Here is an 11,491-nt window from a genome sequence, read left to right as displayed (position 1 = left end):
GGCGGATCGCCGCGAATTCATGGATTGACAGAACAATCGGACAGGGAGGAAACTATTGGAAACAAACGATATTGTGACGAAAAATTTTGAAAGCTATGCGGATGTGGCGGCGGACATAATTAATGTTCTGTTACATGAAGGGAGAAGAAAGGTTAAAGATTATGAAATGTTGTCGGCGGCTACTGAGAGTCTTTACTTGGATAAAGAAAATGGATTGCGAAATCAATTGGAAGATGTAGCAAAGTACCATGTGGTAAATGGGGTGCCTAAGGTATTGTATTTATTTGCCAATCAGACAAAGGTGGATAAGGGCATGGTATTGCGCAAGGCCGGGTATGCAGGTGGAGAATACCGCAGACAATATGAAAAACAAAATCCGAGCCTATATCCTGTGATAGAAATAGTGTTATACTGGGGAAAGAGCAGGTGGAAAGGGGTATGCAGTTTGCACCGGTTATTTGATGAAGAAGGGGCGACTGCAGATATTATATGGAAGTATGTAGATGATGTACAACTTCATGTTTGGGAAATGCGTCATTTACCCAGAGAAATACGAGAGCTTTTTCAAAGTGATATGAGAATCATCGTGGATTATCTTGCAGAGGGAGATGGCTATCGGTCGGACCGGAAAGTGATTCATAAAGAAGCAACAGTTAAGATGCTACGGGTATTATCCGGAGATACAAATGTTGATGATACCGGAGATGCATTAAAAGAAATGGGAATCAAAGAGGAGGATGAGATCAGGGTGTGTGAATTATTTGATCAGTATACAAGAAAAGGGATTGCACAGGGAATTTCGCAGGGGATTTCTCAGGGAGTTGCGCAAGGGATTATTATAATGTGCAAGGATTTTAATACCAGTTATGAAGAAACTTTACAAAAGGTGAGACTGAAACTGAATATCTCAGAGCAGGAAGCTGAGAAAGAAATGAAACTTTATTGGTAAATATGGAATAGAAACTTGACTTTTTCTATGTACTATGATAAATATATACTATACCTATTGGAACAGTAGGAAATATAAAGGGAATAATATAGTATACATAGACATAGGAGGATAAAAAGATGGCATTTGCAGCAGAGACCATATGTGTCCAGGGAAGTAATGAGAGAAAGGATCCGTTCGGCGCCATCAGCATGCCCATTTATCAGAATGCGGCGTATGCGCATCCGGGACTGGGGAAGAGTACGGGATATGATTATTCCCGCTGCAGCAACCCCACCAGAGACGAAGTGCAGAAGACGGTTGCTCTGTTGGAACAGGGAACAGAGGCACTGGCATTTTCTACGGGAATGGCGGCAATCACTGCAATGATGGAAATCTTTTCTCCCGGAGATCATCTGATCGCTACCGATGATCTGTACGGCGGTACGTTGAGACTGTGGAACACGATCAGCCATAAGAACGGAATATCGGTAGATTGTGTGGATACTTCAAATGTGGGGACCGTGAAAGCGGCGTTGCGCCCGGAGACAAAAGCTATCTATCTGGAGACACCGTCCAATCCGATGATGAAAGTAGCGGATATTCAGGCAATTGCAGATCTTGCGCATGAGAATGGATGCCTGTTGATCGTGGATAACACATTTCTGTCTCCTTATTTCCAGAAGCCGTTGACATTAGGAGCTGATATCGTGGTACACAGTGGAACCAAATATCTGGAAGGACATAATGATACTTTGTCCGGTTTTCTGGTGGTGAAGGATAATGCTCTGTATGACCAGCTCTATAATATCTACAAGACTACAGGAGCCTGTCTGTCTGCGATTGACAGCTGGTTGTTACTCCGCGGTATCAAGACACTGGCAGTCCGCATGGAACAGCACCAGAAGAATGCTCTGGCCATCGCACACTGGCTGGAACAGAGACCGGAAGTGGAAGAAGTCTATTATATCGGACTGGATTCCAGACCGGATAAGGAGCTGATTGACAGACAGTGCAGCGGCTATGGCGGAATGATTTCTTTCCGATTGAATTCTGCGGAGAAAGCTGTTAAAATTTTGGAGAGCGTAAAGCTGATTCGTTTTGCAGAAAGTCTGGGTGGCGTGGAAAGTCTTCTGACCTATCCCATGAAGCAGACCCATGCAGATGTACCCGTAGAGGTCAGAGAGACCCTTGGAGTGGACGAGAAGCTTCTGAGAATGTCCGTTGGTATTGAGAATATCGATGACCTGCTGGCAGACCTGGTGCAGGCTTTTGCCTGAGAGGGGTTGATTGGTATACATAGTAATTCAGCCAGCTACGTTGAAGGTTTCCACAGGATGACGCACCGGAAAGCATCGGGATAAGATGTGCAGGGTGCTTTCCAATGGAAGAAATGGTATGATGACTGATAAAAGGATTATGTAGTAAATTAACGTGGAATATGGTCTGTATGGGACGGAAGTGCCTGGAAATTTGCAGATTTTGAGAAAGGTATGGTTAGCTGTATGACTACATACAATTTTGATAAAATTATAAATCGTAAGGGAACAAACTGCCTGAAATATGATTTTGCTGTGGAGCGGGGAAAGCCAGCAGAGGTACTTCCCCTGTGGGTTGCGGATATGGATTTTCAGGTATCCGAAGAAATCACAAAGAGCCTTCACGCAGCAGTGGAGCATGGAATCTACGGCTATACGCAGCCCAAGGATCACTATTACAATGCTATCATGAATTGGATGAAGAAAAATCATCAATGGGAAACAAAGAGGGAGTGGATCGTGAAGACTCCCGGCGTGGTATTTGCTCTGGGCGCAGCGGTGAAAGCATTTACTGATCCGGGAGATGCTATATTGATTCAGAATCCGGTGTATTATCCGTTTACTAATATTATCCGTGACAATGACCGGAGAGTAGTAGACAATACATTAATCTATGAGAACACGGTCGGACAGAGTGGAGATAACGGATACCGGATTGATTTTGAAGATTTTGAGCGGAAGCTTGAGCAGGAACATATAAAACTGTTTATTCTGTGCAACCCTCATAACCCGGTGGGCAGAGTATGGACCAGAGAGGAACTGCAGCAGCTGGGAGAGATCTGCCTGCGCCATCATGTGATCGTAGTCAGTGATGAAATTCACAATGATTTTGTATATCCCGGATTTGAGCATACGGTGTTTGCCAATGTGGATCCCCGTTTTACGGAGTTCACCGTGACCTGCACCGCACCCAGTAAGACCTTCAATCTGGCAGGCTTACAGATTTCCAATATTTTTATCTCAAATGAGACATTGCGGGAAGCATTCCAGAAGGAAATCGACAAGACCGGATACGATGAGCCGAATGCGTTGGGAGCGGTAGCCTGCGAGGCTGCATATCGTGGCGGACAGGAGTGGCTGGATCAGTTGAGAGCTTATTTGCTTGAGAATCTGAATTTCCTGCGAGCATATCTGCAGGAGAAGCTTCCGCAGATTCATCTGGTAGAGCCGGAAGGTACTTATCTGGTATGGCTGGATTGCAGTGAACTTGGGATTTCCGGCAAGGAACTGGATCAGTTTATCGTAGAGAAAGCGGGACTCTGGCTGGATGGCGGAGCAATGTTCGGACCCAGTGGAGCAGACTTCCAGCGAGTGAATATTGCCTGCCCCAGAGCAACTCTAGAGCTTGCACTGGACAAGCTGAAGGCGGCAGTAGACAACCTGGGCTAGGTCCGACAGATTTGATGTGAGCAAAGAAAAATATCTGTGGACGCTTGTTCCGATAGGACAAAAATTATAGCGGTATAATATTAACAGACATATGGTATATTTTTACAATGTTGTCCATATACTGTAACATATCAGGCCATTCATGACTGATCACGGCAGCTTATGCTACGCTTGTGATCCCTGGTGAATGGCCTTTTCGATAGTATTGCCATAAGGAAAGGAGCACACAGTATATGCCAAGAGGACAGAGAAAATCCCTGGAGGAAAAGATCCAGGCAAAACAGGAGTTGATCAATGCGCTGAATATCCGCATTGAATCCGAGGAACGGGAACTGGAAGAATTATATGAGCAGAAGAGGCGCAAAGAACTGGAGGCAGTAAGTGACCTGATCGAGGATGCCGGCCTGGCACCGGAGGAAGTCACCGAAGTCTTGCAACAATACATTGAGAACCGCAGCGCAAATGCATCGTGAGATTGCAGGTGAAAGAGAGCTTGCTCACCTTAAAGAACCGGAGCTGTACCGCCCAAAAGTTAGAAACAGAATCAATCTAATGACTGGAGGCCGATACACGCCCGGTCTTTTTTTGTGCCCGTTTGGTTATCGCCAATCATGTAATTTATTAAGGCGAGTGTCTAAATTCTGAATCATAAAAAACTCCTTTCAAAATGGTTTGGTGTAAATAGGATAAAATACCAGAAAAAAATACAAAAAAGTCTAATTTTCAAGTGGAAAAAGGGATGATTGTATCAAAATAAAGAAAAAGGGTAAAATAGATACAAAAAAAGAAAAAATATGAGAAATTTTGTACTAAAATAGCCGGAAAACAGCTTTAGCGAAAATGGAGATAAATGAACATTGTGGGACATGCAGATAAGCAATAGAGCGGGCACTTTTGAAGGCACAAGCATATCTGAGTGCATTATAACATGACAGGGGAGATTCTGAAAAGATGTTTGTTTGGGAAAAGAGATCTGAATACAAAACACCCACGGCATGGAATTCCAATGGAATCCCTTGCCGCGGGCAGTGGTTTCAGACTATAAATGTTTTATTCCGCGCTTCCTTCGCCCTTCTTCAGATTCTTCTGGGCGGTGGAGAGCATGAGTTTGATTCGGTTGAGCTGGTTGACTTCGCTGGCACCGGGATCGTAGTCGATGGCTACGATGTTGGAGGAAGGATATGCCTTCCGCAGGGCCTTGATAACGCCCTTGCCTACGACGTGGTTCGGCAGGCAGCCGAAGGGCTGGGTACATACGATGTTCGGTACGCCTTCCTTGATCAGTTCCACCATCTCACCGGTTAAAAACCACCCCTCACCGGTCTGGTTGCCGATGGATACGATCGGTTCCGCATAGGAGACGATCTTGTAAATGCTGGTAGGCGGATCAAAATACTTACTTTCTTCAAAAGCCTTCACGGCAGAACCACGCAGGATATGTTCGATGGCCCAGATGCCCAGTGCGGAGATCTTCGCGGTCTTTTTGCTGGTGCCTAAGTGCTCTGCTTTGTAGATCTGGTTGTAGAAGCAGTACAGCATGAAGTCTAGCAGGTCGGGAACTACAGCTTCCGCACCCTCACTCTCTAACAGCTCCACCAGGTGATTGTTGCCGGCAGGAGAGAATTTCACCAGAATCTCACCGACCACGCCGACACGGGGCTTCTTGATATCCAGTACCGGAATCGCATCGAAATCACGGATGATCTGCACACACATCTTGCGGAACTTCGGAATGCTGATATGCTTCGCGGAGACAAATTTCTGTACCTTCGCAAGCCATTCTTTGTGCAGGGCATCCACGGAACCCGGAGTTGCTTCATAAGGACGCATCCGGTAGACACAACGCATGAAGATGTCACCAAATTCTGCACCCACAGCGGCACGTAACAGCAGATCCGCATTCAGATGGAAGCCGGGATTGCTCTCGATACCTGCCAGGTTCAGGGAGATAACGGGAATCTGCTCCATGTCTGCTTTCTTCAAGGCACGACGGATGAAGCCGATATAGTTCGTCGCACGGCATCCGCCACCGGTCTGGCTCATGATGATGGCTGTCTTGTTCAGGTCATATTTACCGGACAGCAGAGCTTCCATGATCTGACCTACTACCAGCAGGGAAGGATAGCAGGCATCATTGTTAACATATTTCAGACCAACATCCACAGAGTGCTTGTTATCGTTGTCCAATACCACGAAATTGTAACCGCAAGCATTGAACGCAGGCTGCAAGATCTCAAAGTGGATCGGGGACATCTGCGGACAGATGATGGTATAGTCCTTACGCATCTCTTCGGTAAACGGTACCTTCTCGATAGCGGAAGAACGGATGTTGCGGTGCTTGCCCATCTTTTCACGGACACGGATTGCAGACAACAGGGAACGGATACGGATACGGGCCGCACCCAGGTTGTTGACTTCATCGATCTTCAGGCAGGTGTAGATCTTGTCGGAGCCAGAGAGGATATCGTTCACCTGATCGGTGGTAACGGCATCCAGACCGCAGCCGAAGGAATTCAACTGGATCAGATCGAGATTCTCCACCGTCTTTACATAGCTTGCGGCAGCGTAAAGTCTGGAATGGTACATCCACTGGTCGGATACAATCAAAGGACGTTCCGGTTTTGCCAGATGGGAGATGGAATCCTCTGTCAGTACTGCCATATCGTAGGAGGTGATCAACTCGGGAATACCGTGGTTGATCTCCGGGTCTACATGATAGGGACGGCCTGCCAGCACGATACCGCGCTTGCCGGTCTTGCGTAAGTATTCCAGAGTTTCTTCGCCCTTTTTCTCCATATCGTGACGGGCATTTGCCAGTTCCTTCCAGCCCTTTTCGCAGGCTGCGGCGATCTCTGCGGCGGGAATCTCGGTGAATTCCTTCGTCAGCGCATCCGTCACGGTACCAAGATCTCTAAAGGACATGAACGGATTGCGGAAAGTGATCTCACCGCCGGCGATTTCCTCTACGTTATTCTTGATATTCTCAGAATAAGAAGTAACGATAGGGCAGTTGTAATGGTTGTTGGCATCCTCGAACTCGTTGCGCTCATAGAATAGCGCAGGGTAGAAGATGAACTTGATTCCCTGACGGATCAGCCAGGTCACATGGCCGTGAGCCAGTTTCGCCGGATAACACTCGGATTCACTGGGGATGGATTCAATGCCAAGCTCGTAGATCTTGCGGTTGGAGCTGGGAGAGAGCACAACGCGGTAGCCCAGTTCGGTGAAGAAGGTGAACCAGAACGGATAGTCCTCGTACATATTCAGCACTCTGGGGATACCAACTACACCTCTGGGAGCCTTGTCAGCGTCCAGAGATTCATAAGAGAACAGTCTATGTAATTTGTATTCGTATAAATTCGGTACATTGTGGGCATTCTTCTGACCGCCGATACCACGTTCACAGCGGTTGCCGGAGATGAACTGACGGCCGCCGGAGAATTTGTTGATGGTCAGACGACAGTTGTTGGTACAACCCTTACATTTCGCCATGCTGGTCTCGAACTGCAGGTCGCATATCTTCTGATAATCCAGCATGGTGGTCACATAACCGTCCTCGTAATGCTCTCTGGCGATCAGTGCCGCACCGAAAGCACCCATGATACCGGCGATGTCGGGACGGATGGCCTGGCAGTTGGCAATTTTCTCAAAGCTGCGCAGAACGGCATCGTTGTAGAAGGTACCGCCCTGTACTACGATATTTTTACCAAGCTCAGAAGCATCGGAGACTTTGATCACCTTAAACAAAGCATTCTTGATAACGGAGTAAGCAAGTCCTGCGGAGATGTCGGCTACGGAAGCGCCTTCCTTCTGTGCCTGCTTTACCTTGGAGTTCATGAATACGGTACAACGGGTACCCAGATCGATAGGATGCTCTGCAAACAGGGCAGCCTGAGCAAAATCCTGCACGGTATAATTCAGGGATTTGGCAAAGGTCTCAATAAAGGAGCCACAGCCGGAGGAACATGCTTCGTTCAGCTGTACGCTGTCTACGGTCTGGTTTTTAATCTTGATGCACTTCATATCCTGACCGCCGATGTCTAAGATACAGTCTACGCTGGGGTCAAAGAAAGCAGCGGCATAGTAATGGGCCACGGTCTCTACCTCGCCGTCATCCAGCAGAAAAGCAGCTTTCATCAACGCTTCGCCGTAACCAGTGGAACAGGAGCGTACGATCTCCACGCCTTCGGGCAGGAGAGAGTAGATCTCCTTCAGGGAACGGATCGCTGTCTTCAAGGGGCTTCCGTCGTTACTGGAATAGAAAGAGTACAGCAGGGATCCATCTTCACCTACCAGAGCGATCTTCGTGGTGGTGGAACCGGCATCGATACCCAGGAAAGCCTTGCCCTGATAGGACTGTAAGTCTCCGGTGGTCACGTGATGCTTGCTGTGACGCTCCACGAATTCCTGATAAGCAGCCTTGTCCGCAAACAGAGGCTCCATACGTTCTACTTCGAACTCCATCTTGATGTCGGAGGACAGCTTTTTCACCATGTCAGACAGACTGATGCAGACTTCCTCCTTCGCATTTAGTGCGGAACCGATGGCTGCGAACAGATGGGAGTTGTCCACGTCAATGATGTGCTCGTCATCCAGATTTAAGGTACGGATAAAGGCAGCTTTCAGTTCAGACAGGAAATGTAACGGCCCGCCCAGGAAAGCTACGTGACCGCGGATCGGCTTACCACAGGCCAGACCGGAAATTGTCTGGTTCACCACTGCCTGGAAAATAGAAGCAGACAGGTCTTCCTTGGTAGCACCTTCGTTGATCAGGGGCTGGATATCGGTTTTGGCAAATACACCACAGCGGGCAGCGATGGTGTAGAGGGATTTATAATTTTTCGCATATTCGTTTAAGCCCGAAGCGTCCGTCTGGATCAGACTGGCCATCTGGTCGATGAAGGAACCGGTACCGCCGGCACAGATACCGTTCATACGCTGCTCCACGTTACCGCCTTCAAAATAGATGATCTTCGCATCCTCACCGCCCAGCTCGATGGCAACATCGGTCTTTGGAGCCAGTTCCTGCAGGGAAGTAGCCACGGCTACGACCTCCTGCGTAAAGGGAACGCCGAGGTGGTTGGCCAGTGTCAGACCGCCGGAACCGGTGATCATAGGGTGCAGCTGCAATTCTCCCAGCTGGTCATAAGCTTTCTTAAGGAGCTCAGACAGTGTTTCCCGGATATTGGCGAAGTGACGCTCATAATCGGAAAATAAAATATTGTGTTCTTCGTCCAAAATAGCAATCTTGACAGTGGTGGAACCGATATCTATGCCGAGAGTTGCGTATTTTTCCTGTGAATTCATGTGATACATCCTTCCTGAAATAAAAATAAATCTACTTATTTAATGCATTTTTTTCATCAACAAAACATTCTCATTATACGACAAAAAACACCACAATGCAACGAATAATGGGGGAGTTTAGTTGTTAAAGTTTTGTAAAATGTAACTTAAATTTTTCGGGAAAACTCTGAAAAAAGAGAACGTGCAGTTTACTTATTCTCTTCCGGATGTTACAATCTCGATAGAGAAAAATCAAAATATAACTATTTATGGAGACATTGTTTTATGAGCAAATTCGAAAAAAAGTTTGGAAAATATGCGATCCATAACCTGACCATGGTATTGATCATGTGTTATGTGGCGGGCTATGTGATCGAACTGATGGGCAGCGCGGCCGGAAATAATCTGCTGGGATTTCTGACACTGGATCCTTACCGGATCCTGCACGGACAGATCTGGAGACTGGTGACCTGGGTGATCGTGCCACCTGACAGTCTGGACATTTTTACGATCATTATGTTGTTTTTCTATTACAGTCTGGGGTCTACACTGGAGCGCACCTGGGGAACCTACCGTTACAATGTCTATATTTTTTCCGGTATGCTGTTCACGATTGCCGGCAGCTTCCTGTGCATGGGAGTTCTTTACCTGCTCACCGGAGGTATGGCAACGGAGACCGCATCCGTGGTATTTTACGGCGGGTCCTATGCGTTCAGCACCTACTATATCAACCTGTCCATCTTTCTGGCGTTTGCCGCAACGTATCCGGATATGCAGGTACTGTTGATGTTCGTGATCCCTGTGAAGGTAAAATGGATGGGAATTCTGGATGCCATTTTGATGGTCTATACGGTAATTGCCGGAAATCTGTTCACCAAGTTTGCGGTAGTGGCATCACTTTTGAATTTTGTGTTATACTTTTACAGACTGCATCGCAGTCGTATCTCGCCGAAACAGATGCACCGCAAGGCGCAGTTCGAACGAAAATCCAATGCCGGACGGGCGAAAGTCACAAGACACAAATGTGCCGTCTGCGGACGGACAGAAGAGGACGATCCGAATCTGGAGTTCCGTTTCTGCTCCAAATGTAACGGCAACTACGAATATTGCCAGTATCATTTATTTACCCATGAGCACGTAAAATGATAATAAGATTTGCAATATCCGTTACGGCATGACTGCTTGCAGGCAATGCCGTGCGGATATTAGCAAATCGAACAGACATGAGCAAGAAGGACGATAGTCCGGATTGCGAATGGCTGTACACTTTCGGGAGTGCGAAGCACGGAGAAAGTGTATTATTTAAAAGGAGAATTTTTATATGAACAAAGAAGTATTATTTGCCAAGACCTTAGAGCAGGTCCGCAAGACCGCCAAGGAGCAGGGCAACTGCATCAGCGAAGAACAGGTAAAGGAAGCATTCGCCGAGCTGGATCTGAGCAATGAACAGCTGCAGATGGTATTTGACTATCTGTTAAAACATAAAATCGGTATCGGACAGCCTATGGATCCCGATGAATTCCTGACGGAGGAAGAAAAGGATTACTTACAGGAATATCTGGATGAAGTAGCGGCATTACCGACCTACAGTGACGGTGAAAAACTGGCATTTTCCATCGCGGCCATGGCGGGAGAGACGGATGCGCAGCAGCGCCTGATCGAATTGCATCTGGCGGATGTGGCGGAGATCGCAAAACTCTATGCCGGACAGGGTGTCCTGTTGGAAGATCTGGTGGGAGAAGGCAATCTGGCGCTCTCCTTCGGTGTGACCATGCTGGGCAGTCTGGAGAAGCCGGACGAAGTCGAGGGAATGCTCGGCAAAATGATCATGGATGCCATGGAAGAATACATTGCCGAACATGCAGAAAATTCCAAGATCGACAAGCGAGTGGAAGATAAGGTCAACAAGGTAGCGGATAAGGCCAGAGAACTGGCGGAAGAACTACACCGCAAGGTGACCACGGAGGAACTGATGGAAGAGACCGGTATGTCCCGCAAGATGATCGAGGATGCCATAAGAATGAGCGGTTTCAAGATTGAGGATATCGACAACAATGCAAAAGACAGTTTATGAGAATTATAAATACAGCCTGCAGGATACGGCAAAGGTCTACATAGGCGCAAAATATACCTTTGCAGAGCTGCTGGATCAGGACGAGGTGGCGTTTAAATTCCGCCTGATCGTGGAACGCTATATTTTAGCGGAAAAAGAGGTGGATCCCCAGGATACGCTGGAGACCCATCTGTATTATCTGAAGCCGGACAGTTTTCTTGTGAAGATCTACGACCGGATCAAGGCCCGGGTGAAGATCAATATCATCGAGGAGAAAAAAAGGATTTTCGGCAGAGGCAAAAAGCGTTATGTCACGAAGGAATTGAACATCCGGGAATTAGTTGCCATGACACCGGAGGAGAAAGAGGCGAAGGGTGTCGTGATTCAGGAAATCTCCATGAGCAAGCTGGCACTGGCCGCGTTTTGACAGATTAAGCTCACCCACAGAAATCTACGCGGCTGCTTGCAGACAGCGGAGATTTTCTGTTCGTTACGATTTCGATAGCTCGAAGAGCA

8 protein-coding genes are annotated in these 11,491 nt (G+C 47.4%); 7 read left to right on the top strand and 1 reads right to left on the bottom strand.

All coding sequences use genetic code 11. From position 1 onward, the window contains the following. Nucleotides 1–55 precede the first annotated feature (55 nt). The 4 genes from ACLTOH_RS01580 (at nucleotide 56) to ACLTOH_RS01565 (ending at nucleotide 4,109) form a co-directional block, all read left to right on the top strand. The gene (locus ACLTOH_RS01580) at nucleotides 56–949 is read left to right on the top strand and encodes an Rpn family recombination-promoting nuclease/putative transposase (protein WP_412223178.1); all 894 of its coding nucleotides are present in this window, start codon (nucleotides 56–58) and stop codon (nucleotides 947–949) included. Nucleotides 950–1,068: 119 nt separating this feature from the next. Continuing rightward, nucleotides 1,069–2,208 carry a trans-sulfuration enzyme family protein gene (locus ACLTOH_RS01575; protein ID WP_412223176.1) on the top strand — a complete coding sequence of 380 codons (1,140 nt, stop codon included), beginning with the start codon at nucleotides 1,069–1,071 and terminating at the stop codon, nucleotides 2,206–2,208. Nucleotides 2,209–2,433: 225 nt separating this feature from the next. Next, on the top strand, nucleotides 2,434–3,636 hold the full coding sequence (locus ACLTOH_RS01570; RefSeq protein ID WP_412223173.1) for a MalY/PatB family protein: 1,203 nt from the start codon (nucleotides 2,434–2,436) through the stop codon (nucleotides 3,634–3,636). Between the two features lie 233 nt (nucleotides 3,637–3,869). Then, the gene (locus ACLTOH_RS01565; RefSeq protein WP_022313368.1) at nucleotides 3,870–4,109 is read left to right on the top strand and encodes a hypothetical protein; all 240 of its coding nucleotides are present in this window, start codon (nucleotides 3,870–3,872) and stop codon (nucleotides 4,107–4,109) included. A gap of 577 nt (nucleotides 4,110–4,686) precedes the next feature. Here the strand turns inward: ACLTOH_RS01565 and ACLTOH_RS01560 are convergent. Continuing rightward, nucleotides 4,687–8,943, bottom strand: a complete 4,257-nt coding sequence (locus ACLTOH_RS01560; protein WP_412223171.1) for an acyl-CoA dehydratase activase-related protein — start codon at nucleotides 8,941–8,943, stop codon at nucleotides 4,687–4,689. A 264-nt stretch (nucleotides 8,944–9,207) separates the two neighbouring features. Between ACLTOH_RS01560 and ACLTOH_RS01555 the strand changes: the two genes are divergently transcribed. The 3 genes from ACLTOH_RS01555 (at nucleotide 9,208) to ACLTOH_RS01545 (ending at nucleotide 11,402) form a co-directional block, all read left to right on the top strand. Beyond that, complete coding sequence (locus tag ACLTOH_RS01555; RefSeq protein ID WP_412223170.1) at nucleotides 9,208–10,068, top strand: hypothetical protein; 861 nt, start codon at nucleotides 9,208–9,210, stop codon at nucleotides 10,066–10,068. 175 nt (nucleotides 10,069–10,243) lie between these two features. Beyond that, complete coding sequence (locus ACLTOH_RS01550) at nucleotides 10,244–10,996, top strand: hypothetical protein (RefSeq protein ID WP_337535889.1); 753 nt, start codon at nucleotides 10,244–10,246, stop codon at nucleotides 10,994–10,996. Continuing rightward, on the top strand, nucleotides 10,977–11,402 hold the full coding sequence (locus ACLTOH_RS01545) for a hypothetical protein (protein WP_022313373.1): 426 nt from the start codon (nucleotides 10,977–10,979) through the stop codon (nucleotides 11,400–11,402). Before ACLTOH_RS01550 ends, ACLTOH_RS01545 begins: the two co-directional genes overlap by 20 nt. Nucleotides 11,403–11,491: the final 89 nt, after the last annotated feature.

The organism is Waltera sp., from assembly GCF_046969025.1.
Lineage (GTDB): Bacteria > Bacillota > Clostridia > Lachnospirales > Lachnospiraceae > Acetatifactor > Acetatifactor acetigignens.
Note: the sequence above shows the minus strand (reverse complement) of the source record. Positions and strands in the feature narration are given on the sequence as shown.

Coding starts and splice junctions, on each gene's coding strand:
- ACLTOH_RS01570 (WP_412223173.1), top strand. CDS start 2,434: ATGACTACATACAATTTTGATAAAATTATAAATCGTAAGGGAACAAAC.
- ACLTOH_RS01565 (WP_022313368.1), top strand. CDS start 3,870: ATGCCAAGAGGACAGAGAAAATCCCTGGAGGAAAAGATCCAGGCAAAA.
- ACLTOH_RS01550 (WP_337535889.1), top strand. CDS start 10,244: ATGAACAAAGAAGTATTATTTGCCAAGACCTTAGAGCAGGTCCGCAAG.
- ACLTOH_RS01575 (WP_412223176.1), top strand. CDS start 1,069: ATGGCATTTGCAGCAGAGACCATATGTGTCCAGGGAAGTAATGAGAGA.
- ACLTOH_RS01545 (WP_022313373.1), top strand. CDS start 10,977: ATGCAAAAGACAGTTTATGAGAATTATAAATACAGCCTGCAGGATACG.
- ACLTOH_RS01555 (WP_412223170.1), top strand. CDS start 9,208: ATGAGCAAATTCGAAAAAAAGTTTGGAAAATATGCGATCCATAACCTG.
- ACLTOH_RS01560 (WP_412223171.1), bottom strand. CDS start 8,943: ATGAATTCACAGGAAAAATACGCAACTCTCGGCATAGATATCGGTTCC.